The sequence below is a fragment of the Paenibacillus donghaensis genome, assembly GCF_002192415.1.
Classification (GTDB): domain Bacteria; phylum Bacillota; class Bacilli; order Paenibacillales; family Paenibacillaceae; genus Paenibacillus_AQ; species Paenibacillus_AQ donghaensis.
On the sequence record NZ_CP021780.1, the window covers coordinates 3,471,591 to 3,491,344 of the forward strand.

35 protein-coding genes are annotated in these 19,754 nt (G+C 46.4%); 9 read left to right on the top strand and 26 right to left on the bottom strand.

Translation table 11 applies throughout. The features are described from left to right. Positions 1 to 93 precede the first annotated feature (93 nt). From B9T62_RS15265 to B9T62_RS15335, 14 genes are all read right to left on the bottom strand, one after another. Positions 94 to 432, bottom strand: a complete 339-nt coding sequence (locus B9T62_RS15265; RefSeq protein WP_087916039.1) for an HNH endonuclease — start codon at positions 430 to 432, stop codon at positions 94 to 96. Next, on the bottom strand, positions 432 to 1,250 hold the full coding sequence (locus B9T62_RS15270) for a PD-(D/E)XK nuclease-like domain-containing protein (RefSeq protein ID WP_087916040.1): 819 nt from the start codon (positions 1,248 to 1,250) through the stop codon (positions 432 to 434). The genes B9T62_RS15265 and B9T62_RS15270 overlap by 1 nt, the downstream gene beginning before the upstream one ends. Further along, positions 1,237 to 2,025, bottom strand: a complete 789-nt coding sequence (locus B9T62_RS15275) for a RecT family recombinase (protein WP_087916041.1) — start codon at positions 2,023 to 2,025, stop codon at positions 1,237 to 1,239. The genes B9T62_RS15270 and B9T62_RS15275 overlap by 14 nt, the downstream gene beginning before the upstream one ends. A 3-nt stretch (positions 2,026 to 2,028) precedes the next feature. Beyond that, complete coding sequence (locus B9T62_RS15280; RefSeq protein ID WP_087916042.1) at positions 2,029 to 3,660, bottom strand: AAA family ATPase; 1,632 nt, start codon at positions 3,658 to 3,660, stop codon at positions 2,029 to 2,031. 56 nt (positions 3,661 to 3,716) lie between these two features. After that, positions 3,717 to 3,908: a hypothetical protein gene (locus tag B9T62_RS15285; protein ID WP_087916043.1), complete on the bottom strand. Its 192-nt coding sequence runs from the start codon at positions 3,906 to 3,908 to the stop codon at positions 3,717 to 3,719. 14 nt (positions 3,909 to 3,922) lie between these two features. Continuing rightward, positions 3,923 to 4,195: a hypothetical protein gene (locus B9T62_RS15290; RefSeq protein WP_087916044.1), complete on the bottom strand. Its 273-nt coding sequence runs from the start codon at positions 4,193 to 4,195 to the stop codon at positions 3,923 to 3,925. 21 nt (positions 4,196 to 4,216) lie between these two features. Beyond that, on the bottom strand, positions 4,217 to 4,429 hold the full coding sequence (locus tag B9T62_RS15295) for a hypothetical protein (RefSeq protein ID WP_087916045.1): 213 nt from the start codon (positions 4,427 to 4,429) through the stop codon (positions 4,217 to 4,219). Between the two features lie 14 nt (positions 4,430 to 4,443). Further along, positions 4,444 to 4,728, bottom strand: coding sequence for a hypothetical protein (locus tag B9T62_RS15300; protein WP_087916046.1), 285 nt, complete (start codon positions 4,726 to 4,728; stop codon positions 4,444 to 4,446). Positions 4,729 to 4,802: 74 nt separating this feature from the next. Further along, complete coding sequence (locus B9T62_RS15305; protein WP_087916047.1) at positions 4,803 to 4,994, bottom strand: hypothetical protein; 192 nt, start codon at positions 4,992 to 4,994, stop codon at positions 4,803 to 4,805. Positions 4,995 to 5,276: 282 nt separating this feature from the next. Beyond that, positions 5,277 to 5,555 (bottom strand): helix-turn-helix domain-containing protein, encoded by a 279-nt coding sequence (locus B9T62_RS15315; protein ID WP_157685630.1) that lies wholly within the window; start codon positions 5,553 to 5,555, stop codon positions 5,277 to 5,279. Next, positions 5,533 to 6,153: a DUF7667 family protein gene (locus B9T62_RS15320; RefSeq protein ID WP_087916050.1), complete on the bottom strand. Its 621-nt coding sequence runs from the start codon at positions 6,151 to 6,153 to the stop codon at positions 5,533 to 5,535. Before B9T62_RS15320 ends, B9T62_RS15315 begins: the two co-directional genes overlap by 23 nt. Beyond that, positions 6,150 to 6,593, bottom strand: a complete 444-nt coding sequence (locus B9T62_RS15325; protein ID WP_087916051.1) for a hypothetical protein — start codon at positions 6,591 to 6,593, stop codon at positions 6,150 to 6,152. Before B9T62_RS15325 ends, B9T62_RS15320 begins: the two co-directional genes overlap by 4 nt. Continuing rightward, entirely contained in the window at positions 6,586 to 7,539 is a 954-nt protein-coding gene (locus B9T62_RS15330; RefSeq protein WP_087916052.1) for a ParB N-terminal domain-containing protein, read from the bottom strand. The genes B9T62_RS15325 and B9T62_RS15330 overlap by 8 nt, the downstream gene beginning before the upstream one ends. An 86-nt stretch (positions 7,540 to 7,625) precedes the next feature. Next, entirely contained in the window at positions 7,626 to 7,865 is a 240-nt protein-coding gene (locus B9T62_RS15335) for a helix-turn-helix transcriptional regulator (protein WP_087916053.1), read from the bottom strand. A 167-nt stretch (positions 7,866 to 8,032) separates the two neighbouring features. Here B9T62_RS15335 and B9T62_RS15340 point away from each other — a divergent pair, with 167 nt between their 5' ends. Further along, the gene (locus B9T62_RS15340) at positions 8,033 to 8,680 is read left to right on the top strand and encodes a LexA family protein (RefSeq protein ID WP_087916054.1); all 648 of its coding nucleotides are present in this window, start codon (positions 8,033 to 8,035) and stop codon (positions 8,678 to 8,680) included. Between the two features lie 46 nt (positions 8,681 to 8,726). On the opposite strand, the gene B9T62_RS15345 is transcribed toward B9T62_RS15340, so the two are convergent. Further along, positions 8,727 to 9,002 (bottom strand): LexA family protein, encoded by a 276-nt coding sequence (locus B9T62_RS15345; RefSeq protein WP_087916055.1) that lies wholly within the window; start codon positions 9,000 to 9,002, stop codon positions 8,727 to 8,729. Between the two features lie 59 nt (positions 9,003 to 9,061). On the opposite strand from B9T62_RS15345, the gene B9T62_RS41800 reads away from it, so the two are divergent. Then, a complete protein-coding gene (locus B9T62_RS41800; protein WP_087916056.1) occupies positions 9,062 to 9,298 on the top strand; it encodes a helix-turn-helix transcriptional regulator in 237 nt (78 codons plus the stop codon). 129 nt (positions 9,299 to 9,427) lie between these two features. Here B9T62_RS41800 and B9T62_RS15355 read toward each other — a convergent pair whose 3' ends face one another. Next, the gene (locus B9T62_RS15355) at positions 9,428 to 9,742 is read right to left on the bottom strand and encodes a LytTR family DNA-binding domain-containing protein (protein ID WP_087916057.1); all 315 of its coding nucleotides are present in this window, start codon (positions 9,740 to 9,742) and stop codon (positions 9,428 to 9,430) included. A 134-nt stretch (positions 9,743 to 9,876) separates the two neighbouring features. Here B9T62_RS15355 and B9T62_RS15360 point away from each other — a divergent pair, with 134 nt between their 5' ends. Further along, the gene (locus tag B9T62_RS15360) at positions 9,877 to 10,482 is read left to right on the top strand and encodes an Ltp family lipoprotein (protein WP_245864467.1); all 606 of its coding nucleotides are present in this window, start codon (positions 9,877 to 9,879) and stop codon (positions 10,480 to 10,482) included. Positions 10,483 to 10,533: 51 nt separating this feature from the next. Here B9T62_RS15360 and B9T62_RS15365 read toward each other — a convergent pair whose 3' ends face one another. From B9T62_RS15365 to B9T62_RS15375, 3 genes are read right to left on the bottom strand one after another with little or no spacing between them, the layout of a single operon-like run. Continuing rightward, a complete protein-coding gene (locus B9T62_RS15365; RefSeq protein WP_087916059.1) occupies positions 10,534 to 10,887 on the bottom strand; it encodes a YolD-like family protein in 354 nt (117 codons plus the stop codon). Further along, positions 10,853 to 11,107, bottom strand: a complete 255-nt coding sequence (locus B9T62_RS15370; RefSeq protein WP_087916060.1) for a LexA family protein — start codon at positions 11,105 to 11,107, stop codon at positions 10,853 to 10,855. The genes B9T62_RS15365 and B9T62_RS15370 overlap by 35 nt, the downstream gene beginning before the upstream one ends. After that, the gene (locus B9T62_RS15375) at positions 11,104 to 11,301 is read right to left on the bottom strand and encodes a hypothetical protein (RefSeq protein WP_087916061.1); all 198 of its coding nucleotides are present in this window, start codon (positions 11,299 to 11,301) and stop codon (positions 11,104 to 11,106) included. Before B9T62_RS15375 ends, B9T62_RS15370 begins: the two co-directional genes overlap by 4 nt. A gap of 201 nt (positions 11,302 to 11,502) precedes the next feature. On the opposite strand from B9T62_RS15375, the gene B9T62_RS15380 reads away from it, so the two are divergent. The 3 genes from B9T62_RS15380 to B9T62_RS15390 all read left to right on the top strand — a co-directional run bounded on the left by B9T62_RS15380 (position 11,503) and on the right by B9T62_RS15390 (position 13,208). Further along, on the top strand, positions 11,503 to 11,865 hold the full coding sequence (locus tag B9T62_RS15380) for a hypothetical protein (RefSeq protein WP_245864469.1): 363 nt from the start codon (positions 11,503 to 11,505) through the stop codon (positions 11,863 to 11,865). Positions 11,866 to 12,016: 151 nt separating this feature from the next. Then, positions 12,017 to 12,712: a hypothetical protein gene (locus B9T62_RS15385; RefSeq protein ID WP_087916062.1), complete on the top strand. Its 696-nt coding sequence runs from the start codon at positions 12,017 to 12,019 to the stop codon at positions 12,710 to 12,712. Between the two features lie 187 nt (positions 12,713 to 12,899). After that, a complete protein-coding gene (locus B9T62_RS15390) occupies positions 12,900 to 13,208 on the top strand; it encodes a hypothetical protein (RefSeq protein ID WP_087916063.1) in 309 nt (102 codons plus the stop codon). 75 nt (positions 13,209 to 13,283) lie between these two features. Here B9T62_RS15390 and B9T62_RS15395 read toward each other — a convergent pair whose 3' ends face one another. After that, positions 13,284 to 14,639: a DUF2325 domain-containing protein gene (locus B9T62_RS15395; RefSeq protein ID WP_245864470.1), complete on the bottom strand. Its 1,356-nt coding sequence runs from the start codon at positions 14,637 to 14,639 to the stop codon at positions 13,284 to 13,286. 3 nt (positions 14,640 to 14,642) lie between these two features. Then, entirely contained in the window at positions 14,643 to 14,852 is a 210-nt protein-coding gene (locus B9T62_RS15400) for a helix-turn-helix domain-containing protein (protein WP_087916064.1), read from the bottom strand. A 162-nt stretch (positions 14,853 to 15,014) separates the two neighbouring features. Between B9T62_RS15400 and B9T62_RS15405 the strand changes: the two genes are divergently transcribed. The 3 genes from B9T62_RS15405 (at position 15,015) to B9T62_RS15415 (ending at position 17,448) form a co-directional block, all read left to right on the top strand. After that, positions 15,015 to 15,419, top strand: a complete 405-nt coding sequence (locus B9T62_RS15405; RefSeq protein ID WP_087916065.1) for a hypothetical protein — start codon at positions 15,015 to 15,017, stop codon at positions 15,417 to 15,419. A 77-nt stretch (positions 15,420 to 15,496) separates the two neighbouring features. Further along, a complete protein-coding gene (locus B9T62_RS15410; RefSeq protein WP_087916066.1) occupies positions 15,497 to 16,324 on the top strand; it encodes a hypothetical protein in 828 nt (275 codons plus the stop codon). 260 nt (positions 16,325 to 16,584) lie between these two features. Then, positions 16,585 to 17,448, top strand: a complete 864-nt coding sequence (locus B9T62_RS15415) for an ATP-dependent DNA ligase (RefSeq protein ID WP_087916067.1) — start codon at positions 16,585 to 16,587, stop codon at positions 17,446 to 17,448. Positions 17,449 to 17,528: 80 nt separating this feature from the next. On the opposite strand, the gene B9T62_RS15420 is transcribed toward B9T62_RS15415, so the two are convergent. The 5 genes from B9T62_RS15420 to B9T62_RS15440 are packed head-to-tail and all read right to left on the bottom strand — an operon-like array spanning position 17,529 to position 19,485. Then, entirely contained in the window at positions 17,529 to 17,966 is a 438-nt protein-coding gene (locus tag B9T62_RS15420) for a hypothetical protein (RefSeq protein ID WP_087916068.1), read from the bottom strand. Between the two features lie 8 nt (positions 17,967 to 17,974). Next, positions 17,975 to 18,298 (bottom strand): hypothetical protein, encoded by a 324-nt coding sequence (locus tag B9T62_RS15425; protein WP_087916069.1) that lies wholly within the window; start codon positions 18,296 to 18,298, stop codon positions 17,975 to 17,977. Beyond that, a complete protein-coding gene (locus B9T62_RS15430; RefSeq protein WP_087916070.1) occupies positions 18,295 to 18,513 on the bottom strand; it encodes a hypothetical protein in 219 nt (72 codons plus the stop codon). Before B9T62_RS15430 ends, B9T62_RS15425 begins: the two co-directional genes overlap by 4 nt. Positions 18,514 to 18,526: 13 nt before the next feature. Continuing rightward, entirely contained in the window at positions 18,527 to 18,745 is a 219-nt protein-coding gene (locus B9T62_RS15435) for a hypothetical protein (protein ID WP_087916071.1), read from the bottom strand. Then, positions 18,742 to 19,485 carry an RES family NAD+ phosphorylase gene (locus B9T62_RS15440; protein WP_087916072.1) on the bottom strand — a complete coding sequence of 248 codons (744 nt, stop codon included), beginning with the start codon at positions 19,483 to 19,485 and terminating at the stop codon, positions 18,742 to 18,744. Before B9T62_RS15440 ends, B9T62_RS15435 begins: the two co-directional genes overlap by 4 nt. Positions 19,486 to 19,754 lie beyond the last annotated feature (269 nt).

The window sequence follows — 19,754 nt, forward strand, 5'->3', positions numbered from 1 at the left end:
GTGCGGCCAATATACTCCTCACGATCTGGGTTGATCTCGCTTCCGCAGACCTGACAGTCCAGCAATCGTAGGTGTATTTCAATTTGTGCCGTCTCACCCATGGGGCTCAGCTCCATTTAATTTTCCGTACAGGCGGATGATGAACTGCTCAAACCAGATCCGGCCTGCCACACAATTGTGTGCCCACTTGTGACAGGTCCGGCAGACTGTAGCGCCGTTATCCACTGTACCGGGGCCGCCTTGTGACTTGAACACTACATGATGTGGGATTTCCTCCAAGTCTTTGTCAGCCCCGCAGTGGACGCACCGGTAACCATCCCGCTGGAATATGTCAACGATGGTCTCCTTGCTGAATTTTCCTCGAACGCCGCGCTTCTCTTTCCCACGGCTGAAGCTTGGCTTCGGCGCGGGGTGGAAGCCGAAGGCGCTCATTAGTACAACGCCAGTTCTTTGTGATGTTTGATCCGGGTTATTTTCTTTGTCTGCCTGCAGTAATCGCACTTTTCGCAACGGTTTGGCTCCACCGTCCCGGACTTGACTGCTTTGACCCGCTCAATATGATTGCCTACGATACGCAAATGTGCAGCGATATCATCGAAGTCAAAATATATGATTTCATGATCTGGCGGGTCCTGCTTGGTCACTACAACCATATGGGGCAGCAGCCAGTCTTCCTCTTTGCGGCCGGATACCCGGCGCTCCACCTCGGCATACACCGCCATCTGAATGATGTATCCGTAGTGGTCCAGGAAGTTCTCGTAAGCCTGAGCCTCGCGGTTCCAAAACTTGCCGTCCATCTCTTTCAAAGCCTTCAGATCGGCGAATATCTTGGCCTCTGGCTGGTAACTATCCAGCATGACCTTCCAAGGGATGCCGAACATTTCCACCGTCATGATGACTTCCTTCTGTCCAGACAATGCCTTCATGACCAGCGGATCGCCTTCCAGCACCTCAATCATTTTGTTGCAGTGCTGGAAATTGGATTTCAGTTGCCCAGAGGTTGGCCCCCTGCTGCTGTAAAGCTCAGGATTGTCTGCCTTGAATTCAGGCAGAGTACCCTCGTTCCATGCGTGGACATAGTGGCCTTCCATAAAAGCTGTGATTGAAGGCTGTACATATTCACCGCTGATTTTTGCCATGGCCTGAGCCTCACACCCCCCGTAGGAGGGCAGGAAGCCCTTGAACTGGCTGACGCTCATATAGTGGCGATTGGCTTCGAGGCTGAAGTAATTTGATTTATTCAGTTCCATCGGCTGCGCCCTCCCCGACCGCTGTAAACTCCCCGTCGATCACAGTTGATTTAGGATTCAGCGGGCTTTCCTGAGCTGGCTTTTTATCTTTATTGAATTCAAAATCCCCACCGTCTTCGAAAGCTTGTTTAGCTTCAATGGTGTCGAAGTCCAGTTCAATATTTTTGCAGAGCCGGCGCAAAACTGTTTTCCTGTACATTTCGCTGGTTGTCACGACCCAGGCTTTAGAAAACTGCCCCGTATCTTTAGATTTTTTAGAGAAGTTTTCCTTAATACTCTCGATTTCCTTGACGCTCATGGTGTCGTAGTTCATTGAGCCATCTTCATACACCACTACGGCAAATGCCCCTAATACCTCGCCATCGTTGAAGGGCAAGGGTTTAAAGTTGATGCTCTGATTGCCGCCCTCAATGGTTTCTTCAAACTCATCACCTGCCCGCACTACCTTGGCATATATGTCTTTAATTCGTTTTATGCTGTATTTCTTAGCAAGCTTGACCTCGCCCTTATAGTCCGTCATGAATTCGACTTTGCCGCCATAAATGATTGCGTAGCATTCTTTATTAAAGAAGTCCAAACCGAGGAATGCACCTTTCAGCATGGTCCGTGCAATGCTGACCGGATCAGCCTTTTCAATTCCATAAGTGTCTTGCAACACGGTCATGCAGTTTTGCAAGAACCGGGTTTTATTAAAACTGGAAGGCATAGCGTCTCTTTTAGAATCGATCAGTCTTTCCAGGTTGTTGTGAATCGTCGCTAATTGAGTGTTTGACATTCCTTATCCCTCCACGGTTTCGATATTCAGGTCTTTGCCCTCTACGGTAGAGAGCAGGAAGTATTGGTAATCATCGTGCTGTGCGGCCTCCAGGATAGCCTGCTGCTTGCTGCCAAGGTTCTGCCATCCGTCCAAGCAGATTACTTTCAACTCTCCGGCTTGAGCCTTGGCAAGCTTAAAGGCGAATTCGAAGGACTCCCCTTCACTCAATCCGTCCAGCAGTGTTCCGTCAATACGAATACGCCCCTTGTCGTCTACCGTTAACCCATCCACCGGCAGAGCGGCGGTCTTAAGCAGTTCTTTCGGCAGCTCGCGGGCCTTCTCGATCTTGGCTGTCAGATCAGCAGCCCGCGCTTCTTTCGGAGACAACTTCTCCCGGATGATGTCGTTCATCCGTTCCCATTCCCGAAGGTACTCTTTCATCTCAGCTGCTTTGTGAGCAGCAGCCTGCAACGGCTCAGGTTCTATCCATTCAACGTCTGCGATCACCTGCTCTGCATCGCCGGACTTCGCTTTCTCAGCCGCGATCAGATTGGCCTCATGATCTGCGATCTTCTCCATATCCTTGCGCTCATGCTCGGCGATATTATTCAGCGATAAGGTCTTTTCCGCAATCAGTTGACGGTGCTCACTGACATATCCCTTGTTCAGTTCTACCTCGCGCTGGACATCTTCCCGGACATTAATCTTCTTCTGTTGGTACTGCAGCTTCAGCCGTTCGATAGCTTGCTCCAGTTCGTTGTCCAGTTGCAGGGAAGACTCAGTTATCCGGCGGTCGCCATCGTCAATAATCTTCTGATCCTGCTCCACACGATCCTCCAGCCGCTTGATTCCGTCTGTCAGCGCGTCGCGCTGTCTCCGGTAATCTAGGTTCTTTTCTTCTGTCTTATTGGCAGAGCGCCGCTTGATGTCGTCGATACGCAGTGTCAGCCCATCGATCAAAGACTTGGCCTCTTCCAGCTTCTTGTTGGACTCCTGAGCCTCGGACAGCCTGCGGTACAGCTGCTGCAGATCAACCCCGCGCCACTCTTCTCCGTCATAGTTCGGTGGCAGGTCGCGCTTGATCCCTTCAATGTTTGCCCGCAGCAGGTTGACTTCGCGGTTAATGCTTGAGCGCTCCTCGAAATAGGCCGATTCGATCTGCTTCAAAATCTGCAGGATATGCAACTGGTAATCTGCCTCTGGCATCTCTCCGAACCAAGCCTTAATGCTCTCGATCGTCCAATCAATCTGCAGCATGTTCAGGATGATTTCCGTCTGCTCCTTGGCATCCTTTTGCATAAATTCGATAGGGCGGAAGATCTCTCCATTGATCAGTTTGCGAATGAAGCCTTCCGTGCTGTTCACAGCCTTGCTGTCGTGCTTAACTCTGAAATAGTCAGCCTTTTCAGATCGCACTTTACGGGTGATCTGCAGACCGTCCGTCAGCTCGACGAACAACTCTGCCTCTTTCCGCCCATGGCTAATGACCTCGGTTCGCCGGCTGTTATTGGTCAGCGCCTTTTCCAGTGCCTCAATCAGACTTGTCTTTCCTGCACCGGAGTCGCCGTCTACTTTATTAATCTTGCCGGGGGAAACAACCAGCTCTTTGATCCCCAACCAATCCTTGATTTCAATCCGCTTGATATGAAGCATCTTTACAGCCTCCTAATATTTGTGTTAAAGTGAACGTGAATTTTTGAAAAAGCGATTTATGAACGTCCCTGGTTGCACCCGGGGGCGTTTTTCGTGTCCGGCAGTTCCTTTTCCCAAGGGTCCAGCGTGCGGACCTTAACTCCTAGCGGCACCTCTACAGCCTTAAGCATGCAGAGCAGGCATAAGGGTCGAGCATCGTCATACACCGCATAATCAGCGATGTTGCCGCAACTGCAGGTCTGGATCATGCTAGGCCTCCCTTCTATTGATAGTTGTAGAATCTCGGCCGCGCCTTCCGTGTAGCCTTCGCCAGCAGCTTGCGGCCAGTACGGTTAAGGATGCCGCCGTATTCCTTTTGGATGGCTGTGGCGACCACCGAGAGGCCGAGTTGGCCGGGAACATAAGGCGTCTTGTCTGATGCTTCGTGTTTGAATTGGCGGCGGGATTTGGCGATAGCGAAGTCTTGAGCGCGTTGGGACTGTACTGCTGCAATAAAGGCATTGCGTTTGTTGGTGATACGGAATTTTGTTATCATGAATGATTCCTCCGATATGGTTTATTTGTAGTTGCCGCCATTGAGGCCGCCTGTAACGCCTTGAATAGAAACGATGTGGAGCGCCTGTGGCTCTGAGAATCCCGCTTTAACCAGTTCATCGAAGTAAGCTTTGTGCGCCTTCGCCACCGTTACATAAGCACCGAGCAGTGCCGGTAAAGCCTTCATCAACGAATCATTAGCCAATTCAAATTCCATTCTTTCATGTGGTTCCAAGATGAGTACCCCCTTTATAGAGCAGCTAGTTCTTCCTCAAGCAGTTGGATTTCTTGCTCGATTAATTTCTGTGCTGCTTGGATAATCCCGTTTACAATTGCAGGAAATGTTTCATCCGTTTTCCCGTTACTGCGATTTTTCGCAATCAGAGATTGGAGATTTCCGTACATGTCTTGAAACTTGATTGAATCAGCGAACTGTATGTTTTTAAGGTCCTTTTTCAAAAGATCAATTTTCGCAACAATAGCAAGACCTTTATTAGCCCGATCTACATAATGTTGCAGCGTAATTTTATCCATCGTTTTGCCTCGCTTTCTGCTGTTTTAGGGCTCAAAACCCCGATTTTGGCAAAAAAATAATAGGCTATGCGATTTTACACGCGCGGAGGCCAGTTCCATTGGCCGGGCTGATTGCCCTGTTCCACGTTCTGCAGAAATATAATTTGACCGTCTGCGTAGAATACTTGCAGGTCGGTTTCCTGCGCACCTCTCACACCCACTACCAACGCTGCCGCCGGTCCGTGGTAACTATTCAAGTGGACGATACGTCCGATACTTGGATTCATTTTTTGTTCACCTCCCTTCACGCTTTCTGGTGGCTCTCCTATCCTTTGCGTTCGCGGAATCGCTAGGATATCCAATGTTCAAACGCTGGCCTGTCACATGGCCCTCCAGGTTCTTTTTGGCGGCCGTGGTATCATATCCGACACCAGTAGGCTTACCGTATCGCCCGAACAGTTCCTTGCGCTCCATGTCGTGAGCTGTGCGACAATGCAGATTAGTTATGACATCGCCTGTATGCCCGCAATTAGGGTAAGGGCATTTGACTGTGCTACGGATAATGATTGTCATGACTCGCCACCGTCATTAATGCCATGTTCGCGCCGGAAGGTTAGGACTTCATCTTCTGTAACGTGTCCGGCTTTGATCATGAGTCCGAGGTGGGTAACGCCGAATGCCGCCGCAAGCTTTCGAACCACATCAGGGGAAACAACACACTTTTTGCCGTTTTCAAGTTGCGAGAGGTATGGGTGCGAAACACCCGAAGCATCTTTCACGTCTTGGAGAGTCATACCCTTTGCATTCCTGAGCTGCCGCAGATATTCACCGAATGGCTGAGTGCTCATGTTCGTCTCCCTCCATTTCAGCAATTTCCTTATCCAGCCACCCGACAGCAGCTTCCGGTTCATCCACTACCACCCTGCCGTTAATGATGGCCTGACGGTCAAGCATTAGCCGAAGTTTATGGGCATAGGGTTCAAACTCCAGATCTTGTGGTTCAACCTGTTGGTTTATCCGCAAACCGCCAACTGCTTCACCGCCATATCCCAATCCCGGGTAAGTTGCTCCCGGCTGCTGTTGTACATGTGCTCCCACTTGATAGCCATCTTGATATGACCAGACTTGCGAGCGCTGTTCGCCAATTGCTTGTAAAGCAACATGTACTCCTTCAATTGCTGCTCCGATATCTTCCGTACAACACGTTTCATAAAGTGCTGCCTCCATTTCGTCTATTAATTCGCAGAAGTGCTGAACCAGGTCCATGTTCCCGGCGCACTGTGCTGCATACGCTGCTTCCTTCAAACCGTCTATGTCCCGGACCAAATCGGCGTTCAGCTTCAGAAAGTGAAGCAACTCTGCGGCCTGTATATCCTTAAGCGTTCCGGCCATGTACTGCAGGTACAGTTCTGCTAACCGGCGGTGTGTTGGGTGAATGGTGATCATTCGGCTTCTTCCTCCCTACTGCCGTCAAAGTCGAAGTCAGAGAAGTTGAACAAGTCTGCCTGATCCGCCACCTGATTCAATCGCTCCTGAACTTTCTGTATGAGTTTATCCGAGCCGTCACGCCGTTTAACCATTCCCTGCATTTGCTTGTTAAGGATTAAAGGATCCATGCAGCTATTGATGACTTGATACACCATTCGGCGAGTCTCGTTATCCGCTGAAGCGTCGTATGAGGCAATCTGCCGTAGACCTTCTCCATCTCGGAAACTGCCAATTATTTGCCGCGCTTTATCTTTCCATGCTTGCTCAGTGATTTTCGCAATATCAAGTTCAATCAGCTTCTTTATGAAGTCCACCATTTCATCCAATGTGAACGGTCCGCTCATAAACCGTTTGATTAGTTCAAGCCGTTCATCTTTATTCAGATTAAATTTACTCACGACCACTCACCACCCTTCGCGGTCCCTTAAGAGTCTCTTGCATTTTGGATTTGAGCTTTTCCAGTTCATTAATTCCACCTTGCAGTTGACCGATGCTTAACTCAATCTCTGCCCGATCCCGGCGTGTATCAATCCAGTTCTGAATGCGCTCGTCAGTCGCTACGCCGCGCATCTTAACTGCCGAAGTTAGCAAACCGTGGATGATACTTACATCGCGATACTGTGCATCAATCAACCGCTGTTTTTCTTCGTATTTCCGATCATCGTCAACTAGCTTATCCAAAGTGGATTTTGCAACCTCTGGCGGTACGCTCCTCAACTTTTCAGCTCCACTGATAGCCAAGTCAACCGGAACTTTAGCCTCTTTCAGTGCGGGGAACTCTTCGACTGCTTTCTGATACTGCTCGGCTTTATCCGGCTCCTTCGCTGTTCTGATAGCCTCCTTCTTGCCAAGCGCCGCCAGCGCTGGAAACTTCTCGACGGCTGCAACATGGCTTCGCGCTTGACTGAGGGTTGGTTGTGGAACTCCTATGAGTTCTGCCACCTTTTCCTCCGAATCAGGCTTGTGCGGTCTTCCCATTGACTTTTCATTACCGGGCAATGAAATGTCTTCCTTAAGAACTTCCTTCGCGGCATCAGCCAATTCAACTAGGTTCTTTGAAGCCTCAAACTCAGTCAGCGCTTTGCGCTTTGTGTTCTCCTCCAGCTCTATCAGCCGCTTCTCCTTTTCGGTAAGGTCGCCCATGGTGCGGGTCTCGACTTCATCCCGCTTCAGCAGCTTGTGGGCCTCCAGGCGCCGGTGTCCGGCGATCAGGTTACCCGCCTCATCTATAATGATGGGATGCAGCAAGCCACGAGCGTTGATACTCTCTGCCAGCCCTGCGATGTCGCCCATGTCTTCACGGATGCGGGTGCCGATGTTGATGCTTTTAATTGGTGTCAGCAAGTGTGTTCACCATCCTTTCTGGTACTAATCGTAAAGTGATTAAGCTATACATGCGTTGCGATGTTACTACGGATTTCGAGGCATATTTATTTTTCTAGCGGAGTGCCTTGTTCAATTCGTGTCTCTGGGAGACACCCCGCCTCATGAAAATTTTCAATTGGAACTTGAAAGAGTTGACTCAGCTTCACAACCTCATCCACATAGAACCGAACATGACCGTTTTCTTTTCTAGAATAAGTTGTAATAGAAAGACCCAGTTCCTTAGCGGCTTCTTTTGCTTGCATCCCTGAATTAACTCTAGCTGCTTTAACACTAATCTTTAGCATTCGCTCACCTCCCTGTTCTCGGTGTCGTGTCTCCCGGAGACACCCATAGATTAGCACCTGGATTAGGCATCGTCAACCCCTAAAAGACACGTAATTATATTTTTCTTGTATAAAGTGTCTTTTTAAGGTTATACTATATTCAAACATTAGATGAAGGAGATTTTTAAATGACTGGTTCTGAGGATAGAAAATTATTTTATAGTGTAGTGGGAAGAAACATAAAAAAGTACCGTGACATTAGAAATTACAGTCTTCAGATATTGGCTGAAAAAGTTGGAATCACAAAGAAAACTGTTCAACGGTATGAAAATGGAGAACATAAATTCGACATGGATAGACTTAAAGATCTTGCAACGGCACTCGATGTTACAGTAAACCAACTAACAGAAGGTGCTTATACATATACAGGAAATGAAATTCAAGACTCTGAATACATAAGCTTGCCTGTGGTAGGAAAGATTTCTTGCGGCAATGGTCAATTAGCATATGAATCCATTGAAGGATATGAGACAACTCCACGTTCGTGGATCAACGGTGGAGAATATTTCTATCTGAGAGCGAAGGGCGATAGCATGAATGGCGCACGTATTTTTGAAGGGGATCTGTTGCTGATCCGTAAGCAGGAAGAGGTCGAAGACGGTGAAATTGCGGCTGTACTAATTGATGATGAGGCGGTCTTGAAAAAAGTATACGTGCAGAATAACACTTTGATTCTGCAATCTACTAATCCTAACTACCCACCAATTATTTTTACGGGTGATAATTCGAACATTCGCATCATCGGAAAACTAAAGAAAGTTGTTATTAATTTCTGAGCATCAATAATAAAGCTGCCCGCCTCAACTTCTGGGCGGGCAGATTCTACATGTTTATGTAGGTGTGTGCAACTCTACCGACGATAAAAACAGCCTCTCTATCTTCTTCGGAAAAGGCCGGATTAGAAGGTACTAATTTGTATACCCCACCCTTCCGCTCAACTCTTCTGAAATCGAGTTGAGAGATATCAGAGACTCTTGCGATAGCACAAATATCACGAATCTGGTAAGTGTCCGCTTCTTGCACAAGGACATAGTCCCCAGGGTAAAGGCGATCACCAGTCATACTATCATCGCCAACTCGGTAATAGAATTCATTCATACCATAACGCACCCCCATGATGATATAATTCATTATAAAAGCTTAAGGAAGGAGAAAATATGGCGTTCCTGCTCGGGGAATGCCTACTACTGGAATTGTTAGAACAAGTCGATATGTCCCAAGCTGAATTTGCAAAACGCTTGAAATGTTCGAGACAATATGTAGGCCAACTTATTACTAAAAAAGACAACGCCACAATGTCTCTTGAATTTGCAATTAATGCTGCAGACGTTTTAGGTTGTTCTGTAAATGAACTTTATACACTTCGTGAGACCAGTAGTAGGAAAGGGCATTAAGCCCTCCCCCGAGCAGAGTGTCAAGCTATAACTTGACTACCTAGTAGAATTATATCTCTTTTTGCCAAATAATACTGTCGCTCTCTGTCGCATATTATTTTACCGTTCAAACTGTATGAACGGTAATGATCAATCCATTTTACTTCGATTTCTCCTCGAAACCCTCACACTCTTTCCTTCTTTGGTTTTGTCGAAATATGCTTCGTTCGAAATTTTGTCATAATACTGTACCAGATTGATATTGGTCAAGTTAGATTTCTCTAAAGATTCGAATCCTTCTGACAGCAGAACTTCAGCAAAATCCTTAAGTGTAACAGCAGGCCTATAGACCTGATCCTTTGTATGGATCAGCGTCAATCTTTCTGCGGCGTGGATAAACAGCACCTCTTTAGAGTTAATTACATCGGCATTGCCGGTCTTTAAATGGATCACTGGGATGTCCATATGATTATCACCTCAGGTATATCTTTCCGCATATTAAAGACAATCATACAAACATTGTAAAAATTCGTAGTAAAATTTTCCTATCTCTGGTAGACTTGCTTTGTAAATTATTATCATTTTTAGGGGGAAGAAGATTGAAAAAGCCGATTTATAAGAAATGGTGGTTTTGGATTGTATTAATCATTGTTATCGCTGCTATTGGTAATATGGGTGATGACACAGAATCAACTGCTTCTGTCGAACCAGTTGCAACCAAGCAAGCTCAAGCTGCAATTGCTGAAAAGACCGACGCTCCCACTGCAACTCCAACTGCTGAGGAACTAAAGGCAATTGAAGAAGAAACAAAGAAAAAAGCGGAAGCAGATAAAAAGGCTAAGGAAGAAGCAGAAGCTAAAGATAAAGCTGCAGCTGAAGCTAAGGCAAAAGAGGATAGTGTCCCTAGAGAACATAAATCAGCATTAAAAAAAGCGGAAATGTATGCAGAAGCTATGAATATGTCAAAGACAGGCATTTACGATCAGTTGACTTCTGAATATGGAGAGAATTTTCCACCAGAAGCCGCTCAATATGCCATCGATAACATTGTATTTGATTGGAAAGAAAATGCATTAAAAAAGGCACAATCATATGCAGAAGATATGAGTATGTCAGATTCGGCTGTTTACGATCAATTGATTTCAGAATACGGGGAAAAATTCACTGCGGAAGAAGCGCAATATGCGATAGATAATTTAGAATAAGATAAGTAACAAAAAAATCCCTACCAGCCACAAAGGCCAGAAGGGATTTTTTTAATATGAAACCGCAAGAATATCCTCTATCTTAATCCAATCCCAGTCGTCCTCGGACCAGCGCAGCTTGATCTGTCTCAGCTGCCGGTCTACGGACAACACAATGCCTTTGTACTGCGGCTCCTCAAACGGGTCATACATCGTAATTGTAACCGGCACCCTCTCGTTAAGCGACAGCCTCAGCCCCCTCTCAATCTCAGCCAGTCTAAACTCGTCCAGCTCCGGCTTTACGCGGCGGACCTGATTCCGCTCCTCGCTGATTATGCGCAGCTTGTGCTCTGGTATAATCATCCGGCTGCTCTCCCACAGTCCATTTCCTTCAAGCTTCCTGCGCTGTGGTGGTTTCAATATCATCTACAACTCCCTTAATCACTCGTAAGGCCCTTGGCTTGTTGTGACCCCGCTGTATATATCCTTTGTACTCCAGTCGTTCCAATAGCCCATGTATGACTGCAGTCGAGCTTAGTCCTACCTCTTTCGCGAGTTCACGCAAGGTCGGCGGGTAATGGTCCCTGGCAACGATCATGATCAACGCCTCCAGGACTTCTTTTTCTTTATCTGTAATTGGCTTCACGCGATTGCTCCCTTCTTAATTAACTGCCAAGCGAGTATATTCGCCGCCAGGAACAAGCGCGGTGCGCCTGTAGTTATACATGTGGCCCGGATGCGACCGTTACGGATACCGTTTACCTCGATCTTACGCTGGGTGATCTCTCCGCTCTTTGCTTGATATACAATTTCAATGGTTTGACCAATCTGCATTTGCATGTTGATTCCCTCCAAAATAAGAACGTTTGTTTGTATTATATGCGTGAAAGGGATTTTTAAGCAATGGAAAATAATTCTTCATGCTCTTATTTTGTTCGCTTCTCAATGAGTATCTTTTGTGCCATTATTAAATTACAGCAAGGGACACACGGATCACCAATAAGCCGGATATACCGGATGAGGGCGAGAGGATGAATTCATATGATGAACGTAAAAATTAACGGCACTGACAAAACTGCAACTCTGAGCATGTTCAATGATAATACTGGAGTAGATTCTGTTGTAGACTTCGTTGGAAACTATGATGCTTTGGCCGATGGGAAGTTCGTTTACGACGATGAAACCGGTACATACAGTACCGATCAAGATACCTTCGACTGGTGGGACAAAGTCATTACCGATAACAAGTTGCTCGAAGAACGCATTGCTGATTTGAAGGTCAAACACGATCCAGAAGCCGTTGACGAGGTTGTGCACGCCTCTGCTGATGTTGACTTAGAAGACATGGCGGCAGCCGTGAACAAGGCTCTGGACGAAGGATTCGAGGGTTCAGAGGGAAAGTAACACCGCTCCTCGAATACGTAGATGTTCCCTGGGTGGCTAACCACCTGGAGAAGTCGCGCCGCAATGTAGATATTGCGGCAAAGCGAGCGCTGAATCCGAAATATCGCGGGTCATTCCTGCGCCCGGATGCAGTGGTCGAGGGGCGGCCCCTTTGGTTAAAGGATCGCTGGCTGTGAATAAGACGAGGAAACCCAGGAAGCTTAAATATACCAATCAACAAATACTGGACGCGATTCGTCACCAGTATCGCTTGCACGAAGATTGTTTAACATCTGATCAGTATAAGGATTCACGCCAATTGCCTAATCTATCAACCGCTATTAAGCGGTTCGGATCTGTTAAGGCCGTATGGAAGGCAGCTGGCCTTAAAGTCCCTAAGAAAAAAACAAACTATGCAAGTAAACGGTATGTGAATTTCAAAACGATTTCTATAGAGGAATTGTTGGAGTTTTTACGCCATTCTCTTCTAACCATCGGGTATATCCCGTTGGCATTGGATTACTCCAAGATGAAACAAAAACCACCACTCGCGGCCTTATCTAACCGGGGTCTGACATGGAGACAATCAGTGGAAAAGGCTGGATTCAGTTTCGATAAATCCCGAGAGGCGGGAAAGCTAATCCCCTTGGATGAAGGATTTGCTAATTCCAGAAAATATCGTGACCGGGCAAGAAAGCAAAAACTTCGTGCAGAGCTTGTGCGTTTAGGGCGTTGCCCTCAATGCCGGAAGCCATGGGAAGAACCAAAACCAAATGGAAGAGGAAAAAAACCGGATCATTGTCGCCAATGTCAGATTTATTACAAAGAAAGATATGAGGACAGACGGAGGAATGTAGATGAAAGCTAATCATAGGTTATGCCCCATCTGCAACAACCCGTTGGGCCGTAACAAGAACTGTTGCTCCATGGCCTGCTATGCAGTGCATAAGTCTAATTTCAAACCCTGTGTAATTTGCCATAAGTCATTTCAAGCCCCGCCCAGCAGCTTAGCAGTCACCTGTAGCACGACGTGTTCCAAAGAGCACAGGCGGCGTTTGGCCGCAGACGGTGTTAACTCGGCTGCATTAGAAAAGGCTCACGCTGCCCAGCCCAGCAATCCGCTGACCGGACGGTTTGAGACGCATGTCAACGCTAAAGACTGGGTAATCCTCTCTCCAGATGGCACAGAGCACCGCTGCCGCAATCTAATGCTGTGGCTGCGGGAACACGCCGATCTGCTAGATGGGACCGTCATACAGGCATTTGACGGGTTTGCGAAGATGAAACAGACTGCGCTTGGAAAAAGGCCCAAAAACAAAAGCTATCAGTGGAGGGGTTGGAGGCTTAAAGATTGGGGCGATTAACCGTCGCAGCATTAACAGTCCGGATAACACAAACACCCCGTTAACCTTGATTGGTTGGCGGGGTGTTATTTTATGCTAAATGATCCGCGCTGCCTCGGACACAATCCTATTTACATTTGTCTCCTGAGGATAAAATATATACTTCCCTTGATCAATCGCGTATGCCTTAGCCTCCCACATAGCCGCGTGAGAGATAAATCTAGTAAGCACGGCGATAACGTCAGCTTGGTCAAGGCTGGCATAAAAGTCAGGGTCTAGCTTGTCAGCGTTATGGGTGAGTATGCGGCAAGGGTAATCGCCTGAACTCCTCCGCCGGTTACCGCCAATGATGGCTAGAGTCTTGCCTGCCAGCTTGGAGAGATCATCTACAGTGTCACCTAGCTCAATTGCTTCTCTCAGCTCCGGCGGCTCTCCGGCATCCGCCGGCTTCTCATCTGGCCGGAGTTGTCGCAGCTCGCCCATCAACTCTCCGATAAAGCTTTTCAATTCCCGGATGCGCCGCTGGTCTTCTTGGCTCCTTGCTTCGGACGGCTGGTTCTGCTGCTCTAACCCCCTGATCCTCTCATTGGCTGCCCCTAGCTTATCCCGCAACCCGGCTAACTCATGCTTTTGCTTCTCGGACTCTCGCATAAGGGCTGTGGACTGTACGGATTTTTTTTGAATATCCTCTGTGAGTTGACCGATCCACCGTAGTAAGAAGGCATTATCCCCCTTCTCACGCCGGAACAACTGGCCGATATATTTTGTCCGTTGATCCTCCAGTGCTGGAGCGATGGGGAAATACATAATGGCAAAGCGCGTCCGCGCAGCTCCATACATTTTGGCGTAGAGGTCCGGTGTCCACCCCATAGCCCCAATATATAAGATTTCTTCCTGGATAAAATACACGTTCGCCGCACGCCAAAAGGACGAACGCTCGGCTTCAGTTACAACCTTTGCAGCCACCTCCCGCCGAGCTTGCTGCTCTGTTTTCCAGCTTGCTGTAAGTCCGATGGCTGCTGCGCCAGTCTCAATTTCAGAACGAAGCAGCTCCCCGACAGCAGCGCGCCAGTCTTCCAGCGCATACTCCACATAGGCTCCCCAAAAGGCACGCTCCTGGTCCTGATAAATCTCATAGCGGCGCTTATGGCCCTCCTGCATTAACTCCCCTATCTCTGGATCAATCGCCCCGCCGTAGTCGATGTTAACCTGCAATATATCCTTGCGAGAGTCTTGATCGCGGTAAATAAAACGCTCTGGAGGATACGCCGTGCTGCATTTAGTGCATTGGATAGGTCTTACTTGGTGGTTAGTATCATCCATTGCATCCTCCAGCTTACGATACAGCATACGCCCGTAATCATGGATCATGACCTCGGCATAATGGTTGCATTTGGTGCAGCGACCTACTGAGTAGACCTTAACGTGTACAGGTTTGTCCATAAAGTCCATGAGTTACTGATCCTCCTGTTTTTTGCGTCGTACTACCTCAGACAACTCTAAATCGTATACCTCGCATATTCGGTCCAGCACCTCCAAGGACACATAACCGTCTTTCCACAGCTTTGACGCCGTGGTTGGGGATATGCCGACCTTTGCTATAAAATCCATCTTTTTAATTGTGCGCTTTACTAGCATTATACGCAGCGGTTCATACGTTATCATTTACTTTCCACCTCCACAGCTAAAACTATACACGTAACTAGATATAGTTTCAACATCACGGAATTATTTTCGCAAACCTATTGACTTAACTTCCGTGAAGGTGTAATATAATAAACAAGAAGACGGAATAATATCCGTCAAAACGAAAATGGAGGAATTAAAATGAACATCACTCAAATGTACGAAATGGTTAAAGGTATCTACGCTGCAAACGAAGACAAGTATGTTGCGATTGGCCTTCGCTTCGAAGACAAGGAACGCGAGATCGGCGAGGTTTGCGAGTACAGCAAACACAATGCCGACCGCGACGATGAGCGTGATTTTCCTGAGTTCGGCTCCGAGGATTACGAGGACATGTTCGAACTGGACGGCACATCCGCGTGGGACATGAGCGTTGACTCCACGTACCGGATCGAGCGGTGGCAAGACCCCGAAAAGGATTGCTCATTACATTTCGAGCCTCTCTACTGTTACGTAATCGCTGGCAACACCACTCGCACCCATTCAGACGCCGACCCAGGCGAGGTTGTAATCAAGGATGCTATTGTTATTGCACAAATCTTCTAATCGACAAGGGCCGCTACAGCCCCTCTATATACACGCCGCAGACACACTAAGGTGTCGGGTATGAAGGAGAACTACTCATGACAACTGAAACAATTATTCGAGTACCATTAGGATATAGCGCAAACGACTTGGCCATCGATCATCCTTGCGGAACAGAAATTCCATCTAATGGAGTTTCTGGACTGCAAAGCAAACCAGCAACTGTAGACGGAATTGATGGCCGTGATATGAGCGTTGTGACTATAAGTGGCGTTTTGGTGTATTACGCCGAAATGTCAGGATACTCAAGGAATCACGGTTTAAGCACCATATATTACGGGTGCAGACCAAGTCAGCCATACATCGAATTGGATAGTTTTCACAATTCAAATAACTCAAGATATACATTCTTTGTTCCGGATAGTTTTCGAGTCGAAAGCCTAAGAGTTGTTCAAGATGATTATAGTAGGAGCAAAATCGCTAAAAATTTAATACTTTACCCTAAAAGAGTTGAGGGGTTGAGGGATTTTTTTAAACAAGGTAGTAATTATCCAACTATTGACAAGTACAATGCAATGTTGAGCTTGTATAAGGAGGCAGGTTTAACACAACATCACTCTTATCGGGTGATGTTAGAGGGTAGAAACGAATTAATCGATAAATATGTTTATGGTCACGGTTTCTGCGTGACTGTCGGATATACTAAATGGCACCATATTGTTCAGCCGGACGGATCTGTCCTCTATGGTAAGGACGAGTTTCACAGGGAAACAGATAAAAAAATATCTGCTTCAGTAAAGGATTTTCACGAGATGATCTTAAAAGAGTCTTCCTATCCTTCGAGTTCTAGCGCTGAGTCAGAGCGCGGGCGTAGTCTCAAGCGAATACAGTATTTAATTGAGACGTATGCTTCAGACAGATTTTAGGCAATAAAAAGCCCACCGCCAGCATAATGCTAAGCGGTGGGCTTTGGTGTGTGTATCTGTTGCAATCCACACTCCTGCAAGAGGAGCGAATGCGCGTCCAGTGCTTCCGATCCGCGCAAGACCATACTATCATCTTTGGGATGATATGTAAATAAAAAGGATCATTCGCAATTAATTAAGATTGACGGTTCTTTTTATACCCAGGACTTACCTATCACACGTCACCACTCAAAAGATTATAATTATTGAGAGGTGAAATTATGTTTATATCCCCTATGCTGCTGCAAACGGCCCCCAGGCCATTTAGTCACAGTGATTATATATATGAGCCCAAGGTTGATGGCCACCGACTAATCTATTCCCAACAATCCGGCGGAGTCCGACTCTATACCCGCCACAATAACGAGTGCACCCTGCAGTACCCGGAACTGCAGCTTCCCTTTGCCGACGACATTATCCTGGACGGCGAAGTCGCCTGTGTCGACCCGTCCACCGGTGTATCAGATTTTGAATCTGTAATGAGCCGGTTCCAGACGCGCCGGGATGATAAGATTCAGCAGCTCACAGCCTCCTTGCCAGCCTATTACGCCATATTTGATATCTTGATGTATAAAGGCCAGGACATGCGCGGGTTGCCACTCCTGCGCCGCAAGGAGATCCTAGCAGGCTTGTCGCTGCCATCCAGTAGTTTTGGAGTGGTGCCGCACGTGGACGGCGCTGGGGAGGCGCTATTTAAACAAATCGAGGATCGTGGAATGGAGGGTGTTGTCGGCAAACGTAAGAACAGCATTTATGAAACTGGCCGCCGCTCCGTTGCCTGGCAGAAGGTAATCAACTGGACCTATGCTGATGTGTTTATCACAGGCTATCGTAAGCAGGAATTTGGATGGTTGGCTGCTGTACCATCCGGTACGTCCGGCAGGCTTCGCCCTGCTGGGATCATTGAGTTTGGAGCTTCACCACACCATAAGAAGGCATTTCACGGTGTGGTCCAGCAGCTTGTGAAAGGCGAGGATAAGGAGTTTGTGCACCTGGAGCCCAGGCTGCGGGCAAAGGTGCGAATGAGGAACTGGACCAAATCCGGCATGCTGCGGAGCCCAGTGTTTACGGAGTTTATCATATAATCAAAAAAAGCCCCGCCGACCCATTTAAGGTTGACGGGGCTTATTCGTTGAGGATCGACACATATGTTCTCCGTACATCATCAATCACTTGTATCACCTGATAATTTCCGCACAAGTATTCCGAATTCTTTGCTCTTATTATAATCAAACCCAGCCAATTCTACAGCTTCGCTCCAGGATATTCCGAGTTTGTAGATAGTAGTTACGTGAGGTGATAACTCTGCCTTTTTATACTCGGTCGTTGTTAGCAATTTCCCGGCAGATAAGAAGTGTTTACGCAGGGCATTTGCGATTTGATCGATGTCCATTTCTCTCCCGTTAGGCCGTCTATACTCAACGCCCGCCGCGAGACATGCTGCTTGAAATGAATGGTATCTTTTTAAAATGGTCATGTATGATGGTTTAAGTTTACTCTCTTTGTACTGTTCAACAGAAAGTGAGCCATCATACATTTCGGACGCTGCAAGCAATGCTTCAGAAATATTCCCATCTGTATACTCCCTTCCTTTCTTCTTCATTTCCTTTCCTATTTTCGGGGGTTAGGAATAAATTTCACCTTTGCTATATTACAAGCATTCTCAAATGTGCCGAATCTCGAAACAATCGCATAACTAGTTGGTTTTGATTTCGACATATTGTATATAGCCTGATTTACAAAGCCATTTTCCAATTCTACTTTTCTCAGTTGTTCATAGATTTGCTCATTTGAATAAACTTGATTCGGACTTTTTGCTAAGTCAGCGATCACCATCGCTTTCTGCAGACTTCCGTAACGTAATATCGATTCTTCATATACCGTTTTTAACAATGAGATAAAATCCTGTTCGCTCATTTCCCGTATATTGCTCATAATTCAAATTTAAACTCCCATTTTTTCACGTTTTTCTCAATTTCAATTGGAATCATGAACATTGTAATCCCCCCGTTCGGGAACCAATCTATTAGGTCACTTTGGCATCCTTTATCTTGCCGGATGTCCTCTAAGGTGTATGGATTCATCTTGATTTTTGTCGGCTTCTCTTCCGCCGCCGCAATCTCCGATTTCAAGTCTGCTCCTAATCTCATATCCGTCCTCCAGTTATTTTATGTATGCTCTAAATTCAAACCGTTCCCGTACAAAATGGGGACCGGCTATCTTGATGGAGTCTGGAGTATATCCCTCCACGATCCCTCCGTCATCCATCAGGTGACCTTCAGGGTCTGGTTCTTCCCGGTACCATACCGACACCTTAGATTGAGTCAGGGCTGCCATCAGGAAGTCTGTATCACTCTCTAGGACTTTGTATGTAGTGCTCATCTGTTTTTCATTCCAATAGATCGACCTTTTTTTTGATCTTCAAGGCGATGTATTGATTTATCAAGCTTATAGTTGAGCAAGTCCCCATTAAAAATAACGATATTAAACTGATTCGAATTTTTTGAACAGGTATACTTTACCCCATCTAATTTCATATAATCACGTATGTATTGAGCGATAGCTTGAGTCGGCATATATTCAACCAAAGATCGTTCTGAAGAAACGGGCCTTGAAAAGTTCAAATCAATTATTTTTCTAAAGCTATTAATTTTTGCGTCCTCATTTTCCCCATGAACTAAGTTCAATAACTTAAGCATTCTTTTTGGTCTGCACTCAACTATTGTAACTGGAGCAAAAATGGAAGCGTTCAGTTCCAAAAGAGCTGTAGAAATTGAATCTGCCGCATAAAGAAAAGAGACCCCTTTTGGATTTAACCTCCCTACTCCAGCCTTTCTATGAGGTGGCGCCTTAACCTCTGCTAGCTTCCTAAAAAGCCTTCCTTTTCTACCTCTATAAAAAATTTCATCAGGATAAATCTTCTCGACCCCAATACTTCTTATAAAATTAAAGATGTTCTCTTGAGAGTTAATCTCCAACTTATTAGTCAGTTTAAACCCATCCGCAAATTTGTCATACTCATCTTGTGCATATTTGTTATTGGAAATGAGAATTGATGCCCCTAAAGATTCTTCGCCAATTTGACCTCCATACTGCTTACCCTTATAAAGAATCATACTCATTTAACTCCACCTTTCAAAATTGGAAGCCTATTAAAAATAAATATGAAGTAAGTATAGTGGGAGTGGAACATTATGTATATGTACTCTATATCACTGGTAAGGAAAATTTGCCTGAACGTAAAGAAATACCCCGCCAGTGCTGGCAGGGTACGGTGCTTCCGTTGCGTCTATTCTACCTCACTCTGGGGCAAACTGTAAATTACTATATTGTGGTGACGAAGATATAAAACCTCTCCCATCATTTACCGTAATATAGTAATATGACATTA